Below are 18,436 nucleotides of genomic sequence, written 5' to 3'. Positions count from 1 at the left end.
AGTTAATTACAGTGTGGAGTACGGATATAATGAAGATTACCTTCTATATAGATTGGGATTGTCGGAATAATATTTAAATAAAAGTAAACTGAGATCCGCCCTGTGGGCGGATCTCAGTTTTTTGATGGTTGTCGGTTGCTTATCGACTCCACAAGCGAACGATTACCCCGGAACCGGTTGCTAGCGCTTATGCCCTGCAATCAACCCGGCGCGCAGGTGCAGTGTGGAGTGTTCGGTCGAACTCATTGCGCGAATCACGCTCAACGTACCGTACTTTACTTTCAGCTGGTCCACCGTCTTCGTGAGATTTTCTTTTTTCTGTATATCATCAGTGTCATCAAACAGTGTCATCTGGGTGGTGCTGTCCGGGATAAAATTCGACAGTGACACACTGATTGTCCGGTACAGCTCAAATGGATCTGCAATTTTCTTGAGACGCTGCCAGATACCGTGCATAATTACGTCACTGTCATTTGTACCTTCCGAAATTGTGAATTGTTTCCTATACACCTGACCGTGCTTCGTCCCGTACGATACAGAAATTGTTTTCGCCAGATGATGGCTGAGCCGCAGGCGGTGTGATACTTCATCGACGTGCTCGAGCAGCACGACATACGTATCCTGAAATTTATAGTCCTTCATTAAAATTTGACTCTTCGCAATTGACGGTGAATGCACCACGTGCTTATTGCGAATTTCACTAAAATCAATGCCGTTCGCATGCAGATGCCAATCGACACCGATGATTCCAAAATCACGTTTCAAAAAGTTCGGAGTATAATGTGCCAAATCACCGATTGTAAAGATTCCGCGCTCATTCAGTTTCTTCTCACTTCTCGTGTTAATGCCCCAGAACTTACTAAGTGGTGCAATCGGCCATAGTTTTTCCGGCACGTCATGATAGCGCCATTCCGCAATCCCGTCCGGCTGTTTCTTCGCTTCGATATCAAGCGACACTTTACTGAGGAGTATATTATCCCCAATCCCAACCGACGAGTGGATATTCGTCTCAGCGTAAATCTCATCTTTTAGCAATTTCGCCAAAGCATACGGGCTTTTCGCAAACAGATGATAGCTCTCCGTCACATCCATGAAGAACTCATCCACCGAATACTGATGAAAATCTTCCGGTGCGACATACTGCAGTGCAATCTCTGAAATCCGCTGCGAGTAATCCAAATAAATACGCATTGACGGATTAATAATGAATATATCTTTTCGACTTGGTATTTCAAAAAGTCTCGAACCTGTCTTAATGCCGAGCTCTTTAAGCGGCGGTGTCGCAGCCAGCACAACTGAACCGGTACTCTTCGTGTCCCCGACTACCGCGAGTTTCGTTGTTAATGGATCGAGCCCTTTTAAAATACACGAGACACTTGCAAAGAAGCTTTTTAAGTCGACGCACAACACATCCCGATGCGGACAAATATAATAGTTATACATCTGTTTACCTCTCAAATTATCGAACGTACGTTCGTATTTAAGATCATTATATATCATTTTTAGTTAGATTTCATCATTAAAGTTTATGAAGATGATATGATTTTTATTGGGTTTCTTCACGCAGTACATGGACGAACGTACTTGATGACTCAAAATCACCGATACTTGTATTAATTCGCACATCAAATTCTACGATCATATTTATATTGAATTTTGATTTGTCTACCATCATCTTAAATGGGTATTTAAGCAAGCTGTTCGGTTCGATTTCAACACTATGATTCACATTAAAGCGATCGAGTTTAAGTGCTCTCCCCTTCTCTCTGACACCCATAAGTGAAATATCTAATTTGTTTATTGTTACGTCCTGAGCTGATGAATTAAACTCAATGATGCCCTTTATCGGAACTCCGAGTTCGATTGTGTTTGTTTCACCTTCGATCAATAATGACAAACCTGGTATATTACATTGTAAATACGTGTACATCGCTATCCCTCTTATTCACTGAAGCATATAATTAATTGTAACTTATTAAAATTTATAGTACCATTTTTGAACAGGGAGGGGATGTCATGTTAAAGCGTTTTATACCAATATTGGTAATTATGTTTATGACAACTATATTTTTTACTCAACACACACAAGCTGTGTCAGAGTGGGATGAAGCAGTGACAGTATATGGTGCTGCATTAGAAAATGATCAAAACTTACAAACACAAACGGCTGAGGTTCTCGGTGTTGAGGACAATGATATTATCAGTTATGTGTATAGAGAAGACAGCATGAGATATTTAAACCAAGACTATGCAAATAACATATTGAAATCGAGTATCCGAATTCAACAGCGCAATGAAGGTCATGGATTAGATCTAACAATTAATGAAGAAATGGGCCGCATTACACAGATTACACCACAGATGTATCAGAATGCTTTAATCACATCAGGTATTACGGATGCAGTCGTTGTAATCGGGGCTGCTGAAGATGTAACGGGTGAAAGTGCCTTAGCTGGTATTTACAAAGCGTTTGCCGAACAAGGTGAAGAAGTGAATGAAGAATACACACAAAACGCGCAGCAAGAATTAAATGTAATCAACAACATTACACAGCAAAATATTAATGTTGATGGATTTTCACAAGAACAATTGAACAAGATGATTACTGAAATTAAAATCAATATCATCGATGAAGGTGGAGATCTATCAGAAGAGCAAATTAGAAATATCGTAAATGATCAGATGGAAAGAAACGGTTTGGATGGTATTTTAACTGAAACTCAGGTGAATAATATCATCAACATCGTTATACAAATTCAAAACTCTGGAATCTTCCAAAGTGAAGAAGCAAATCGCTTATTGGATAGTTCACGTGACTTAGTCAATCAAATCACTTCAAGTGATGCATTTGATCAAGCAAAAGAACAAGCTGCTCAGATTGGTAAAGAGATTCAAGAGTCCGGTGTATGGCAGAACTTCTTAAATGCACTGCAAGACTTTATCGACTTAATTTTAAACTTCTTTAGATCAAATTAATTTTAAACCCAACTATTCATGAGAGAATAGTTGGGCTTTTTATTTAGATAAAAAAAGACCCTTCTCTTAAGAAGGATCTTTCAACACATCTTGATACGCATCGATGACGACACCAAATGATGCTTCATCGACCATAAACGAACCATTCATATATTTTGCTGTTGGACGTACCGGTTTTAACTCAACACTCTCGTGTTCATTTTCTGACTTGAGTTCAATAATAGCATCACCAGGCACCATAAACGATTTTATAACGCGATGTGGTTTCATCTTAATCTCTTTATACAACATCGTACCCACTTGTGCACGATTTGCAGCTTCAATCGTATCGAGTGCAGTTTTCTTCACAGCACCGCGTTGTGTCACTGTAATCAATGCGTTTGGTTCTTGAACGATATGCGCACCGACAATATTGTCATCTGGTTTCACATTCATTGATTTTATACCCTGACCTCTTAACCCTGTCGGTCCAACTTGAGATAAATTAAAACGTAAAGTCATACCTTTAGCCGTGACAAACACGATATCTTCATCCATTGATGATGTTATTTCAATCGACACAATCTCATCTTCTGGTTTTACTTTCATCGCAACGATTGGTCTGCGTATTCGAACGGCTTCCAAGTCTTTTAACTTCGTATGCTTAATCGAACCACCACGTGTTGCCATAAATACTGATAGTTCTTCATCAAATGATTCAATTGCCCGTGCTTGTATCACGCGTTCATCACTATCCAATTGGAAGTTCATGCTGATGTGTTGACCACCATCTTTCCAACGGATTTCGGGCAACTCATGCACTGGAATAATCATGTACTTTCCTTTATTTGTGAATAGCAACAGCTGTGCAAGCGTATGTGATTCTGCTTTATATAACACATAGTCGGAATCTTTCTTACCAAGTTCACCAGGCACAGATGCATTGTAACTACGCAAGCTCGTGCGTTTTACATAACCTTCATTTGTCACTGTAATCATCGTCTCTTCTTTCGGCACGATGACTTCCTTATCGAGTTCAATTGCTTCAATTTGTTCTTCAATCACTGAACGTCTCGGATTGTCATATTTTTTACGCACTTGACGAAGTTCAGTTTTAATCACTTTTAATAACTCTTTTTCATCAGATAAAACTTCTTTTAACTGATTGATTGTGTACTCCAGCTCACTGCTTTCATTTTCAAGCTCGACAATATCCGTATTTGTTAAACGATAAAGTTGCAACATAACGATTGCTTCGGCTTGTTGCTCAGTAAAATCAAACGCTTCAATCAAGTTTTCTTTTGCATGTTTCTTATTATCTGATTCACGGATGACTCGAATGACTTCATCTAAAATCGATAATACCTTCATCAACCCTTGAATAATATGCATGCGTTTTTCTGCAGCATTTAAGTCATAACGACTACGACGTGTCACGACGTCTTTTTGGTGTTCGATATAGCTCTTTAATATTTCAATGATGCCGAGCTGTTTCGGTGCACGATCACTAATTGCTACCATGTTGAAGTGATAGTTCACTTGAAGATCAGTTTTCTTTAACAAGTAGTTAATGATACCTTCCACTTGCGCATCTTTACGCGTTTCAATGACGATTCTTAAACCTTGTCTGTCCGATTCATCTCGCACTTCGATAATACCTTCAACACGTCGATCTGCACGCACTTCATCCATGCGTTTTACGAGCATTGCCTTATTCACATCAAATGGAATCTCTTCGATGATGATGTGTGTTTTACCACCACGCACATCTTCCGTTCTAATTTTACTGCGAATAATAATCTTGCCTCGACCTGTTTCGTACGCTTGTTTAATGCCTTTCTTCCCTTGTATAATCCCACCTGTTGGGAAGTCAGGACCAGGCACGATGTTCATCAGTTCATCGACAGTAACCGATGGTTTATCGATAATCTTCAAAGTCGCATCAATAATTTCGCTTAAATGATGCGGCGGAATATCCGTTGCATAACCCGCTGAAATACCTGTTGATCCGTTAACCAGTAAATTAGGAAATCGAGCCGGGAGTACCGTCGGTTCTACTTCTGTATCATCGTAGTTGTTGACGAATTGCACGGTATCTTTATTGATATCTTTTAATAATTCATTGGAAATCTCAGCTAACTTCGCTTCTGTGTAACGCATTGCAGCGGGTGGATCTCCATCCACACTACCCTTGTTACCATGCATCATGATTAATTCCTGACGCATCTTCCACTCTTGAGATAAGCGCACCATCGCATCATACACACTGGAGTCACCATGTGGATGATACTTACCGATCACGTCACCGGCAGTTCGTGCACTTTTTCTGAATTGCTTTTCAAATGTATTACCTTCGCGATACATCGAGTAAAGAATACGACGTTGAACTGGTTTTAAACCATCTCGAACATCCGGTATCGCACGATCTTGAATCACATATTTACTGTAGCGTCCAAAGCGTTCACCGAGGACATCTTCAAGTTTTAAGTTTTGAATGATTTCACTCAATGATTTCACCACTTTCTAAAATACTCGGATCTTCTTCTAATGTAAAACTAACATGAGATTCAATCCATTTACGACGCATCTCAACGTTATCGCCCATCAGTGTCGTGATGCGTTTTAATGACAGTGCCTCATCATCAATGCTCACTTTAATCAATGTGCGTGTGTTCGGGTCCATTGTCGTTTCCCAAAGCTGAGCCGGCATCATCTCACCGAGACCTTTGTAACGCTGAAGTTCAACACCTTTGCCCATCTCAGCCATTGCTTTTTGCAATTCATCTTCTGTCCATACATAGCGAATCTCTTGTTTCTTACCAGAACCTTTTTTCAATTGATATAAAGGCGGCATCGCAATGTAAATCTTACCTGCAGCAAATAATGGTCGCATGTAGTTAAAGAAAAATGTTAAAAGCAATACTTGAATATGCGCACCATCCGTATCTGCATCGGTCATAATAATAACTTTGTCATAGTTCGAGTTTTCAACATTAAAATCATTACCGACACCCGCACCGATCGTATGGATGATTGTATTGATTTCTTCATTTTTAAAAATATCTTCAAATTTTGCTTTTTCAGTGTTGATGACTTTACCTCTAAGTGGCAGGATCGCTTGAAACTTACGATCACGTCCCTGTTTCGCTGAACCACCAGCAGAATCCCCTTCGACAAGAAAGAGTTCGTTTTTCGTGGCATCTTTACTCTGTGCCGGTGTTAACTTACCACTGAGCAGCGTGTCACGTTTTTTATTCTTTTTACCGTTTCTTGCTTCTTCTCGTGCTTTACGCGCGGTTTCACGCACATCTCTTGCACGAATTGCTTTTTTAACGAGCTGTTGTGATAACGGACTGTTTTCTTCAAGGAAATATGGCAGCTGCTCACTGATCATTTGGTCGACAGCAAGACGTGCTTCACTCGTGCCCAATTTACTCTTCGTCTGACCTTCGAACTGCAGTAAATGTTCTGGAATGTTCACGGATAAAACAACAGTCAATCCTTCACGAATATCGTTACCCTCAAGGTTTTTCTCCTTTGATTTTAACGCGTTGATTTTGCGAGCATACTCATTGAACACTTTCGTAAATCCGGTCTTGAAGCCAACTTCATGCGTTCCTCCGTCTTTCGTTCGAACGTTGTTGACGAAGGACAATATCGTTTCTGAATATTGATCATTAAATTGGAAGCTGATATTTACTTCTATTTCATTCACTGTACTGTTAAAATTAACTGTACGACCAATCGTCGACTTCCCCTCATTTAAGAAAGCAACGAATGCATTTAATCCATCATCATATTGGAATATCTCACTAACTGGTTCTTCAGCACGATTATCCGTAACTTCGATTTTTAATCCGCTTTGTAAAAAGGCAGACTCTCGTAAACGCTCAACAATCGTTTCATAGTTGAAACTAATTCCGCTCTTAAAAATAGTACTGTCGGGTTTAAAAGTCACCTCAGTACCTGTCTTTCTCGTTTTTCCAGTCTTCTTCAACTGGCTATTTAATTGACCACCATTATGGAATGAAATCTCATGGATGGCACCATCTCTAAATATTCTAACTTCTAACCACTCGCTCAGTGCATTGACAACAGAAGCACCGACACCGTGTAAACCACCAGCTGTTTTGTAGCCACCAGTACCGAATTTACCTCCGGCATGAAGTACTGTAAAAATTACTTCTGCTGTTGATTTTTTTGAGGCATGCATACCCGTTGGCATACCACGTGCATTATCGACGATTGTTATACTTCCATCTTTGTTCAATGTAACTTTAATTTCATCACCGTACCCATTAATGATTTCGTCAATGGCATTATCAGTGATTTCATATACTAAATGATGTAATCCACGTGTGTCCGTTGATCCGATATACATACCCGGACGTTTACGAACCGCATCAAGACCCTCCAATATTTGGATCGAGTCATCTGAATAATTATGTTGCTCTGACATGTAGACCTCCTACAAACATACGTTCGTTATTATTATAGCAAAAAATCTAACATTATGATAATCGCAAATAATCATAACATAAATTTTTTCAACTCAAAAGTTTACATAATAATATTATTATAACCTATTTTGTTTCTACTACTTAAACTTTATGCTTTATGATAATATGTTAGTACCTGATAATAAAGGAGGTATATCATTGATAGAAATTATTTTGCTACTCATTGTCAGTTATTTAATTGGTTCAATACCATTTAGCTTAATCATTGGTAAATTCTTTTTTAACAAAGATCTCAGACGTCATGGTAGTGGAAATTTAGGTGCTTCAAATGCATTCAGAATTCTTGGAAAAAAAGCGGGTATCGTCATTCTCGTGTTAGATCTTTTTAAAGGAACAATACCTGTACTTTTAGGATATTGGTTGGCACCGGAGTATTTTCATGTATTTTTATTTGGATTAGCCGCAGCTATTGGTCATGTCTTTTCTATTTTTATAAAATTTCAAGGTGGTAAAGCTGTCGCAACGAGCGGTGGTGCTGTACTTGGCTTTAATCCAATATTGTTTCTTGTATTATTATCAGCATTCCTTCTCACGCTAAAACTAACTAAATATGTTTCTGTTGCGAGTAGTGTTGCTGCAATCACTTTTGTTATTGCGTCGCTGTTCCTTCAAGATTGGTTAATGATTATTCTATCAATTCTTGTGGCCATACTTGTCATAACGAAACATATTTCTAACTTTAAACGAATTAAAGCAGGCACTGAACACAAAATTAAGTTTATGTAATTAAGAGCAGGAATACCTGCTCTTTTTATATTTCTTGAATTATATTTAATGAACTACTGCGTTGACAATGACCGCTATCCATTGATCAATGACTCAAAAGAACCCTGCCAATACAGCAGAGTTCTATACTATATATAATTTTTAATTATCTAGAAAGGTCCGAGTTCGATCATTTGGGCGAGCACGACAAATCCTGCACCAACGACAACGAGTATTATAAAGAGCGGCAACAGCCACTTCACCCACTTCATATACGATACCCCGGCCATCGACAGTGATGCGAGCAGGACACCGAACGTCGGTATGATTACGTTTGATAATCCGTCACCGAGCTGGAATGCAATGACTGCAGTTTGACGTGTCACACCGAGTAAATCTGACAAAGGTATCATGATCGGCATTGTCAGTGCGGCTTGACCTGATCCTGACGGCACAAGCAGGTTAATAAATAACTGCGTGATGAACATCCCGACAGCAGCAAGCTCGACCGGTAAACCGTCAAGTAAGTTCGCTGAGTAGTACAGCATAACGTCAAGCAAATCACTACGCTGCATCACTTCAACAATCGCAAGTGCGAAACCGACAACGAGTGCACCTGTTGAGATATCTTTCACACCCTGTACAAATCCGTCACCAATTGCGTTTGGATGTAAGCGACAGATAACACCCATCGCGACACCGGCAAACAGAATCACTGCCCCAATCTGCTGCAGGCCCCATCCAAATAATGCGACACCAGTCACTAAACTTAAAATAGCCACAACGAAAACTGACAGTGCAGCCGCGTGTGTCCGGGACATTTTGAAATCCCAATTGATATCCTGATTATCTTCCGGTGAATAGTTACCGTAGTCACCAAGCGCCGGATTCTTCTTGACGCGCCGCGCATAAATCATAATGTACGAGACAACAATTACATAAAACGTAATGAAAATAGGTATACGGAATTCCCATCCTGACATGTAAGGGAGCTCTGCAATCTCCTGCGCTACTCCGACTGTATATGGGTTTAAGATCGCAGAAGTAAATCCAACGGCAAGTGCCCCTAAAAACACAACCGCTACTGCAGTAATCGCATCATAACGGAGCGCAATCATCACCGGAATAATTAATGGCAGGTACACAATCGACGATTCCGCTGTACCGATTAATGAGCCAAGTAACCCAAAATATAAGACAAGCACCGGAATAATTAAAATAGCTGAGTCTTTAAACACCACTACAATCTTTTTGATAAAAGAATCAAGTGCGCCGGTCTTCTTCATGATACCGATTGCGCCACCGAAGATGAAAATGGTAAACACAATCGCAGCACCATTCATTAAACCTTCGTGGAAGCTTGTGAAAATATCGAAGAAACCTAAAATCGTACGATCTGTAAATTCGAAAGAATTGTTAACGAGGACGGTTCTACCGTCTACTTCTTCCCGCTCGTATTGACCAGAGGGTAAAATATATGTAAGTATGGCCACGATAATCGTAAATGAGAATAACATCGTAAAAGGGTTCAACGACTTATTATCATTACTGTTATCCGGCTGAACTTCGTTCATAGAAGATTTATCTAAATTGTTCGTCATATCTAACCTCCTGAGTGATAGTGGTTTATCAAATATAACATATATTAGAAACGGATTAAGATTAAATTGGAATTTATGCAAAAATAATACATTTACAGATTGATATAGTCCATCTGTAAATGTATTAGATATATTCTTATTCCATCAACGCATTCAGTGATTTTGCAGAATCTACGTCAATGCCGAGTTTTTCTAGCGTCATGCCGATATCGAAGTAATCGCGATTTAACAACACGCCTGTCAGCTGGATGACCGAATCCATCGTTGGTGTATCGACACCGATTGTATCACCGATACTCGCCCAGAGCACCAAACCGTTCGAGACGTCTTCTGTAATATAGCGATTTTCTAAATTTGTAGGGCCGAGCAGGTCTTTCAACAACGGTGACGTATGGTACTGCTCGAGCAATGTTTTACCGTCTTCGAAATAGCCTGAACGCACGCTTCGCGCTGACTTATCCAGCACTTCAAAGCCGAGTTTCGCACATATTTCCTGACGCTCTTTATCAATACTGTGCACAACATTAATCGTGTGCTCGGTCATTCCCTGGCTGTATAGGTAAAACGAGTCACCCGCATAGTCAATCCGTCCGGCATTTAATATACTCGGGCCCGGATGGCTCTCGGGATTCCCGTTATTCAATACGACTTCAACAATATTTTTAGCCGGCACCAGGTAGTCGTACATCTTTGATAAAACGTCCAGCATCGCACCTGTGTCCGCCGCAGGATATGCACTGAACAGGTTATGTTTATTGTGGCCGAAAATCGTCGCCGCATTCTTCTCTCTGTCATAGCGTGATGCATATGTGAGGCTCATCGACTCTCCCACCAAAACATTTGTATGCACGTTCATTTTATCCATCGTGTTTCTAAATCTAAGCGCACCCATAGCAGCAGCACTGTTAATATAAATCAGCTGCCCTTCTTCAAGACTCGGAATAATTTCGCGCGCAACATCTTCAATAGCCGTTGCGGGTATCGTCAGCATAATGACATCCTGATCTTTTACTGCCTCGGCTGGATCCACAGTAAACTTATGAAATGTGACTGATTTACCATTTAAATCAGCCGTGTTCTTCTCTCTTAAATTGTCGAGTCCTTTGGAATATCCCTGACTATGGTAAATTGTTACCTCATGGCCGCGCTCTGTCATCTCAAGCGCCGCGGATACACCACCGTTACCGGCACCACATATTGCTATTTTCAGTGTCATACAAGATTCCCCTCCGATAGAAAAAGCGTGTATTGAATGTATCAATACACGCTTACATATTAAAACTTATGCTTTTAGTTTATCACGTAATACCATTTGGAGTATACCACCATGACGATAATAATCGACTTCAACATCAGAGTCAAAGCGCACTTTAACTTTGAATGATTTCTTCTCGCCATCTGGGCTCTCTGCTACGACTTCTACCGTCTCTCCAGGTTTAACACCTTCATCGATTTGAATATCAAATGATTCGTCACCTTTTAATCCGTGAGTCTCAGCATCTTCACCATCTAAAAATTCAAGTGGTAATACACCCATGAATACTAAGTTTGAACGGTGGATTCTTTCGTAACTTGCTGCAATAACAGCCTTAACGCCTAAAAGGTTTGTACCTTTCGCAGCCCAGTCACGACTTGATCCCATACCGTAGTCTTCGCCGGCAATAACAACAAGTCCTGTACCGTCTTCTTGATATTTTAATGATGCGTCATAAACACTCATCACTTCACCAGTTGGCCAATACGTCGTGTATCCACCCTCTGTACCTGGTGCAATTTCATTACGAATACGAATGTTTGCAAACGTACCACGTACCATCACTTCATGGTTACCACGTCTTGATCCGTATGAGTTAAAGTCTCGTGGTGAAACACCTTGCTCAATCAACCATTTACCAGCTGGTGTATCTTTACCGATTGCACCAGCTGGTGAAATATGGTCAGTTGTCACTGAATCACCAAGTTTTAGCAACACTTTCAAGTCATCCAATGGCTGAACCGTGCTCGGTTCAGGTGATAGGTCTTCAAAGAATGAAGGGTTTTGAATATATGTTGATTCATCATTGAAGTCATAAGAAGGATTATCCGTCGTTTCAATCGCATTCCATGTTTCATTCGAATCAAAGATATTTGCATATTCCTTCTTGAACAATTCAGGTGTTACCGTTTCATGAACAGCCTTTTTAATTTCATCTTGTGATGGCCAAATTTCATGAAGATAAACATCATTACCTTCGCTATCTGTACCAATCGGTTCTTTTTGCAAGTCGATATCCACTGTCCCAGCAAGTGCATAAGCAACAACAAGTGGTGGTGATGCTAAGTAGTTTGCTTTAACGAGTGGGTGAATACGACCTTCAAAGTTACGGTTACCAGAAAGTACTGATGAAACAAGTAAGTCTTCATCAACAACAGCTTTCGTAATTTCAGGCTTTAATGGACCAGAGTTACCGATACATGTCGTACAACCATATCCAACATGTTGGAATCCAAGTGTATCTAAATATTGTTGCACACCAGAGTCCTCTAGATAGCCTGTTACAACTTTAGAACCCGGAGCGAGTGACGTTTTAACATGTTTAGGCACAGACAATCCTTTTTCTACAGCTTTTTTCGCAAGTAAACCTGCACCAAGCATAACGTACGGGTTTGACGTGTTCGTACAAGACGTGATCGCAGCGATGACTAGGTCACCTGTTTTAATCTCGCCTTTTGAACCGTCAGCATAATCAACTGTCGCAACTTTATCAAATTCGCTTTTATCTAGACCATGTCCGTGGTTACCACTTTTAGCTGTGACAGATTTACGATACTCTTTTTTCATATCCGGTAAGTAAATTAAATCTTGTGGACGTTTCGGTCCAGCAAGTGCTGGTTTGACAGTTTTCAAATCTAACTCAATTACATCTGTATACACTGGCTCATCATCTGGTGAGAAGAACATATCGTTTTCTTTTAAATATGCTTCAACCACTTTGATATGGTCTTCTGAACGACCAGTTAAACGCATGTAATCTAATGTTTCATCATCCACTGGGAAGAATCCACACGTTGCACCATATTCTGGTGCCATGTTTGAAATTGTCGCTCTGTCAGCAAGTGGTAAGTTTGTGACACCATCACCGAAGAACTCAACGAATTTGCCGACAACACCCTTTTTACGCAGTAATTCTGTAACGTGTAGTGCTAAATCAGTCGCAGTTGCACCTTCAGGTAATGCATTTTTCAAACGCACACCGATTACTTCAGGCGAAGGCATATATGATGGTTGACCAAGCATTCCTGCTTCTGCTTCAATACCACCGACACCCCATCCTAGTACACCCATACCATTAACCATCGTCGTATGTGAGTCTGTACCGACTAGTGTATCTGGGTAAGCCACTAAACCTTCATCTTCATCTCTCACATGAACAACATTTGCTAAGTACTCGATGTTCACTTGGTGAACGATACCTGTTGCTGGTGGTACTGCTTGGTAGTTATCAAATGCTTTTGTTGCCCATCTTAAAAATTCGTAACGTTCGTTGTTTCGTGCGAATTCTAATTCCATATTGCGTTGTAATGCTGTGTGAGTACCGTACTCATCGACTTGTACTGAGTGGTCGATAACGAGATCTACAGGCACTTCAGGGTTAATTTTTTGAACGTCCCCACCTGCTTCACTCATCGCTTTACGAAGTGATGCCAAGTCTACGACAGCTGGAACACCTGTGAAGTCTTGAAGTACAACACGTGATGGTTTAAAAGGTACTTCATTTCCTTCCAAGTTTCCGTCCGCCCATGCCGCTAACGTATCCACATGATTTTTGTTAATTACAGTGCCATCGTACTGACGAATGACAGATTCTAATAATACACGAATTGAGTAAGGTAACTTTTTGATCGATTCGCTACCATTTGTTACTGCATCTTTCAAACTGTAAAAAGTGTAGTCTTTGCCGTCTACTGTTAATGTTTTCGTCGCCAAATCTTTTACTGTTTTACTCATTAAGCTTCCGCCTCCTAATATCTCTCATACACTTATTGTATATGTAATCATCATGTATATCAATTCAATCATTCGCTATAATCATTCAAATATTCACTATATTACGATAAGTAAATCTTATCTATAAAAATTTAAAGGTAAAGTTATGATTATTTCAAGTATTAAAATCGTTTAAAGGTTTTGTTAAATTATAAAATACTTCTTGCATTTTCAATTAATATAAGTACAATTCTCTTGTAAGCATAAATAAGTGTAAATTTTTTCATTAGGAGGCAACTTATGTTACAAGAGTTAAAAGAATTTTTGATGCGTGGAAACGTCATCGACCTTGCTGTAGCCGTTGTTATCGCCACTGCGTTCGGTAACATTGTCAATGCATTAGTAGAACACATCATTATGCCAGCTGTAGCGCTTATCTTCGGTGACACTGATTTCACATCCGATTGGGTATGGAACGGTATCACTTACGGTATGTTCATTCAAGCAGTCATTGATTTCTTAATCATTGGTACTTCTGTATTTGTCTTTATTAAAGTATTTAACAAATTGACTGGTGGCAAGTTTGAAGCGGAAGAAGAAGAGGAAGAAGAAGACGAACAAACAGTGCTTCTCAGAGAAATTAGAGATTCACTTCGTCGTCCATAATTCCAATTTTACGTTTAATATTTAACCCGAGTATTCATTTTAATAGAAATGAATACTCGGGTTTTATTGTTCTCTTACATCTTATTATTAAAATGTTGTTTAACTGTACTGATAAAGTACAGACTACCGGTTACAAGTAACAGATCACCATCAAAGTCTTCAATATATTGAATATAATCTTCAACCTGCTCTTTATCGATATGGTTAGATAACTGGTAGAGTTGCGTAATAGGCATCTTTTTAAAGAAATCAAACTCAGTAATAATCATGCGATTTGCGAATGTCTCTAATATATTCAACATTTTCTGAACTGGCTTCCCTTTTATTGCAGAAAACATGACTGTAATGTCCCGATTGGGATATGTTTCTTGCATCGTTTTCTTCAATACTTCCATCGCTTCAATGTTATGTGCACCATCGATGATGATCAGTGGATTTTCTTGAATTACTTCGATACGGCCTGCCCAAGTTGTCTCTTCAATGGCATAGATCATTTTATTTAGATCTAAATCTACCCATCCGCGTTGCATTAAATCCAACAAACTTGATATGGCAAGTGCCGCATTTTCTTGCTGATGTTTTCCAATCATCTTAAGTTTTATATCATGAAAATCATAATTCAAATATTGAAAATCAAACTCGTCACCATTTTGGATAAGTACGATATCGCGCGACATCTCAATCGCTTTTGACTCTTGGTTATGCAACACATGATTGATGTAATTCTTACATGTAGAATCTTGTACATTAAATGCGAGCGGTACTTTTGGTTTAATAATCGCTGATTTGTCCTTCGTAATTTCAAGCAACGTATCACCGAGAATATCCACATGATCAAGCCCTATGCTCGTCAAAATCGTCATGATCGGTTTAAATACATTCGTTGAATCGTATGCGACGCCAAGACCCGCTTCAACGATGACAAAATCAACAGGGTTGATCTTGCCAAAGTATTGAAACATCATCAGTGTGATGACTTCAAATTCCGTTGCTTCACCAAGGCTAGTCTCATTAGATAATTCCTCTACAATCGGTCTGACACGCGTTGCGAGTACTGAGATTTCTTTATCAGAAATAGGTTGACCATTCAATGAAATGCGTTCATTGAAACGCTCGATGTAAGGCGATGTAAATGTGCCGACTGAATAACCATTTGCAACAAGTGCATTTCTTAAGTATGCGACGGTTGAACCTTTCCCATTTGTACCACCCACGTGAATTCCTTCGATATTGTTCTCAGGATGGTTCAATCGTCCGAGCATATACTCCATTCGCTTTAGTCCCGGTTTTATCCCAAATTTTCCTAAACTATGGATCCACTCAATACTCTCTTGATAGTTCATGTTATAACCTACTTTTTAGTGTAGTCAAACGCGTGTTGACCTCTTCATATTGTGCAGTATATCTGTCACGCTTTTGTCTTTCTTCTTCAACGACAGCCTCAGGTGCTTTACTTGTGAATTTCTCATTATTTAGCTTTCCATTCACACGCTTTAATTCGCCATCTAAACGCTTCAACTCTTTCTCGAGACGTGCAACTTCTTCCTCGAAATTGATGAGTCCAGCGAGTGGAAGAATGACAGTCACGTCCGATAACACATCTGTTTTCGTCTCTTCTTCAAGCGTTACTTTTTCAGTGATTACAAGTGATTCAGGATTCGTGAAACGCGTAATATAATGACTGTTCGCTTCAATGCGTGATTTTAGAGACTCATCTTTTACTTCGATATGAATATCAATTGGTTTAGAGAGTGGTGTGTTTACTTCATTTCTTGTCTGTCTCACTGATTTAATAATCTCAACAAGTGTCGCCATCTCTTTTTTAGCAGATTGTTCTGACAGAGACTCATCTACCTTCGGCCATTCACTCACAACAATCGATGCTTCACCATTGATTTGCTGATAAATTTCTTCAGTTACAAACGGCATAAATGGATGCAACATTTTTAGAATTTTATCGAGCGTATAGAGGAGTACTGAACGTGTCATTTGCTGTTCCTGTCCAGTGCCTTGTGCCATCGGTATTTTAGCCATTTCGATATACCAATCACAGAATTCATCCCAGATGAAGTTGTAAAGGACACGACCAGCTTCAGAGAATTCATACTTATCAGAAAGTCGCGTTACCGCATCTATCGTTTCATTCAAACGAGTCAGAATCCACTTGTCAGCCAGTGATTTCTCACCGCTGAGATCAATATCATCCATCGTAAAGTTATCACCGATATTGATTAAACTAAAACGCGAAGCATTCCAAATCTTATTGATAAAGTTCCAAACAGATTCGACCCGCTCATTAGAGAATTTTATGTCTTGACCTGGTGTTGAGCCTGTAGCTAAGTAATAACGCAGTGCGTCTGCACCATAGTCTTCAATCACATCGAGTGGATCGACACCGTTACCAAGAGATTTAGACATCTTACGGTTTTGATCGTCCCGTACTAAACCATGTAACAATACATCATCAAATGGTTTTTGACCCGTCTGTTCCAGAGAAGAGAAAATCATGCGTGCCACCCAGAAGAAGATGATGTCATAGCCCGTAACTAGAACATTTGTCGGGAAGAATTTTTTCATATCTTCAGTGTCATCTGGCCATCCGAGTGTGGAAAATGGCCATAGCGCACTAGAGAACCATGTATCTAAAACATCTTCATCCTGTGTCCAGTTTTCCAAGTCTTCAGGTGGTGTTTCACCAACGTAAATCTCCCCTGTTTCATTGTGATACCACGCTGGAATCTGATGTCCCCACCACAATTGGCGTGAAATCACCCAGTCTTTTATATCTTTCATCCAACGACTGAATGTACCTTCAAAGCGTTCAGGAACAAATTTAATTGCTTGGTCGGTATCTTGGTTTTCTAGCGCCTTCTCAGCAAGTGGGTCCATGCGTACAAACCACTGTGTTGATAAGTATGGTTCAACGATGGCATTTGAACGCTCCGAGTGACCAACCGAATGGACATGTGACTCTATTTTGATCATGTGACCCGCTGCTTCTAAATCTTTAACGAGTTGTTTACGACATTCGAAACGATCCAATCCTTCATATTGTCCACCGAGTTCATTAATGCTGCCGTCCTCATGCATCACATTGATACGCTCTAAATTGTGTGTCTCCCCTAAAACGAAGTCATTGGGGTCATGTGCAGGCGTAACTTTCATTACACCTGTACCGAATTCCATATCGACGTAACGGTCAGCAATGATCGGTAACTTTCGTCCGACGATTGGTAAGATGGCATACTTTCCGATAAGATCTTTGTAGCGATCATCTTCAGGGTTTACGACGATTGCTGTATCACCTAACATCGTTTCAGGTCGCGTCGTCGCGATTTCTACATGACCACCATCTTCAAGTTCATATTTAACATGATAGAAGTTACCTTCAACTTCTTTATGAATGACTTCAATATCACTCAGTGCAGTTTGAGTTGAAGGGTCCCAGTTGATGATGTACTCACCACGGTAAATTAATCCCTTATTATATAAATCAACGAAAATTTTATTTACCGCTTTAGACAGCCCCTCATCTAACGTAAAACGCTCACGGCTATAATCTAGTCCGAGTCCAAACTTTGCCCAAGATTCACGAATGAAACTTGCATACTCTTCTTTCCATTTCCACGTTTGTTCCAAAAATTCTTCACGTGTTAAGTCTTTTATTTCTATACCTTCTTTGCGCAGTCTTTCCGCAACTTTTGCTTGTGTTGCAATGCCTGCATGGTCCATGCCTGGAAGGAAAAGTACTTCGTAGCCTTGAAGGCGTTTCATACGCGTGATGATATCTTGTAATGTGTTGTCCCATGCGTGTCCAAGATGCAGTTTCCCCGTCACGTTTGGTGGCGGAATAACAACTGTAAATGGTTCTTTATCGCTTGAGACGTCTGCTTTAAAGTAACCAGCTTCTAGCCAACGCTCATATTTCCCTTGTTCAACTTCTTTTGGATTATACTTTGTAGACATATCCATAACTTTCATCCTCTCATAAAACAATATAAAAAAACTTCCATCCCTAAACA

The 18,436-nt window shown here is 39.8% G+C and carries 12 protein-coding genes and 1 other annotated feature (1 of these 13 running past the window's edge); of the genes, 3 read left to right on the top strand and 9 right to left on the bottom strand.

Annotated features, from left to right (window positions below; all coding sequences use genetic code 11):
* Nucleotides 1–180: 180 nt before the first annotated feature.
* A complete protein-coding gene (locus BMW30_RS01405) occupies nt 181–1,443 on the bottom strand; it encodes a Y-family DNA polymerase (RefSeq protein ID WP_091473171.1) in 1,263 nt (420 codons plus the stop codon).
* A 103-nt stretch (nt 1,444–1,546) separates the two neighbouring features.
* Nucleotides 1,547–1,930, bottom strand: coding sequence for a hypothetical protein (locus BMW30_RS01400; protein ID WP_091473169.1), 384 nt, complete (start codon nt 1,928–1,930; stop codon nt 1,547–1,549).
* Nucleotides 1,931–2,016: 86 nt separating this feature from the next.
* Between BMW30_RS01400 and BMW30_RS01395 the strand changes: the two genes are divergently transcribed.
* Entirely contained in the window at nt 2,017–2,976 is a 960-nt protein-coding gene (locus BMW30_RS01395) for a DUF1002 domain-containing protein (RefSeq protein WP_091473166.1), read from the top strand.
* A 66-nt stretch (nt 2,977–3,042) separates the two neighbouring features.
* On the opposite strand, the gene parC is transcribed toward BMW30_RS01395, so the two are convergent.
* Nucleotides 3,043–5,463 carry a DNA topoisomerase IV subunit A gene (parC, locus tag BMW30_RS01390; RefSeq protein ID WP_091473163.1) on the bottom strand — a complete coding sequence of 807 codons (2,421 nt, stop codon included), beginning with the start codon at nt 5,461–5,463 and terminating at the stop codon, nt 3,043–3,045.
* Nucleotides 5,456–7,414 (bottom strand): DNA topoisomerase IV subunit B, encoded by a 1,959-nt coding sequence (parE, locus tag BMW30_RS01385; RefSeq protein WP_091473160.1) that lies wholly within the window; start codon nt 7,412–7,414, stop codon nt 5,456–5,458. The genes parC and parE overlap by 8 nt, the downstream gene beginning before the upstream one ends.
* A gap of 199 nt (nt 7,415–7,613) precedes the next feature.
* Here parE and plsY point away from each other — a divergent pair, with 199 nt between their 5' ends.
* A complete protein-coding gene (gene plsY / locus BMW30_RS01380) occupies nt 7,614–8,201 on the top strand; it encodes a glycerol-3-phosphate 1-O-acyltransferase PlsY (RefSeq protein WP_342707578.1) in 588 nt (195 codons plus the stop codon).
* Between the two features lie 149 nt (nt 8,202–8,350).
* Here plsY and BMW30_RS01375 read toward each other — a convergent pair whose 3' ends face one another.
* The 3 genes from BMW30_RS01375 to acnA all read right to left on the bottom strand — a co-directional run bounded on the left by BMW30_RS01375 (nt 8,351) and on the right by acnA (nt 13,769).
* Nucleotides 8,351–9,781, bottom strand: a complete 1,431-nt coding sequence (locus tag BMW30_RS01375) for a YfcC family protein (protein ID WP_245705608.1) — start codon at nt 9,779–9,781, stop codon at nt 8,351–8,353.
* Nucleotides 9,782–9,917: 136 nt separating this feature from the next.
* Nucleotides 9,918–10,997 carry an NAD/NADP octopine/nopaline dehydrogenase family protein gene (locus BMW30_RS01370; RefSeq protein WP_091473157.1) on the bottom strand — a complete coding sequence of 360 codons (1,080 nt, stop codon included), beginning with the start codon at nt 10,995–10,997 and terminating at the stop codon, nt 9,918–9,920.
* Nucleotides 10,998–11,063: 66 nt separating this feature from the next.
* Entirely contained in the window at nt 11,064–13,769 is a 2,706-nt protein-coding gene (gene acnA / locus BMW30_RS01365) for an aconitate hydratase AcnA (RefSeq protein WP_091473155.1), read from the bottom strand.
* Nucleotides 13,770–14,048: 279 nt separating this feature from the next.
* Between acnA and mscL the strand changes: the two genes are divergently transcribed.
* The gene (mscL, locus tag BMW30_RS01360) at nt 14,049–14,414 is read left to right on the top strand and encodes a large conductance mechanosensitive channel protein MscL (RefSeq protein ID WP_091473152.1); all 366 of its coding nucleotides are present in this window, start codon (nt 14,049–14,051) and stop codon (nt 14,412–14,414) included.
* A 74-nt stretch (nt 14,415–14,488) separates the two neighbouring features.
* Here the strand turns inward: mscL and BMW30_RS01355 are convergent, their stop codons facing one another.
* Together BMW30_RS01355 and BMW30_RS01350 are read right to left on the bottom strand one after the other, a co-directional pair.
* Nucleotides 14,489–15,757: a bifunctional folylpolyglutamate synthase/dihydrofolate synthase gene (locus BMW30_RS01355; protein ID WP_091473149.1), complete on the bottom strand. Its 1,269-nt coding sequence runs from the start codon at nt 15,755–15,757 to the stop codon at nt 14,489–14,491.
* Nucleotide 15,758: 1 nt separating this feature from the next.
* Nucleotides 15,759–18,386, bottom strand: a complete 2,628-nt coding sequence (locus tag BMW30_RS01350; protein WP_091473146.1) for a valine--tRNA ligase — start codon at nt 18,384–18,386, stop codon at nt 15,759–15,761.
* A 49-nt stretch (nt 18,387–18,435) separates the two neighbouring features.
* Nucleotide 18,436: a binding site (T-box leader), on the bottom strand (it continues 212 nt past the right edge of the window).

Source organism: Aliicoccus persicus, assembly GCF_900110815.1.
GTDB classification, from domain to species: domain Bacteria; phylum Bacillota; class Bacilli; order Staphylococcales; family Salinicoccaceae; genus Aliicoccus; species Aliicoccus persicus.
This window is presented reverse-complemented; position numbering and strand designations above follow the sequence as displayed.

What these genes read in the sequence shown, in the direction of transcription:
- BMW30_RS01405 (WP_091473171.1), bottom strand. Translation starts at nt 1,443, where the DNA reads ATGTATAACTATTATATTTGTCCGCATCGGGATGTGTTGTGCGTCGAC.
- BMW30_RS01400 (WP_091473169.1), bottom strand. Translation starts at nt 1,930, where the DNA reads ATGTACACGTATTTACAATGTAATATACCAGGTTTGTCATTATTGATC.
- BMW30_RS01395 (WP_091473166.1), top strand. Translation starts at nt 2,017, where the DNA reads ATGTTAAAGCGTTTTATACCAATATTGGTAATTATGTTTATGACAACT.
- parE (WP_091473160.1), bottom strand. Translation starts at nt 7,414, where the DNA reads ATGTCAGAGCAACATAATTATTCAGATGACTCGATCCAAATATTGGAG.
- BMW30_RS01375 (WP_245705608.1), bottom strand. Translation starts at nt 9,781, where the DNA reads ATGACGAACAATTTAGATAAATCTTCTATGAACGAAGTTCAGCCGGAT.
- BMW30_RS01370 (WP_091473157.1), bottom strand. Translation starts at nt 10,997, where the DNA reads ATGACACTGAAAATAGCAATATGTGGTGCCGGTAACGGTGGTGTATCC.
- acnA (WP_091473155.1), bottom strand. Translation starts at nt 13,769, where the DNA reads ATGAGTAAAACAGTAAAAGATTTGGCGACGAAAACATTAACAGTAGAC.
- mscL (WP_091473152.1), top strand. Translation starts at nt 14,049, where the DNA reads ATGTTACAAGAGTTAAAAGAATTTTTGATGCGTGGAAACGTCATCGAC.
- BMW30_RS01355 (WP_091473149.1), bottom strand. Translation starts at nt 15,757, where the DNA reads ATGAACTATCAAGAGAGTATTGAGTGGATCCATAGTTTAGGAAAATTT.
- BMW30_RS01350 (WP_091473146.1), bottom strand. Translation starts at nt 18,386, where the DNA reads ATGGATATGTCTACAAAGTATAATCCAAAAGAAGTTGAACAAGGGAAA.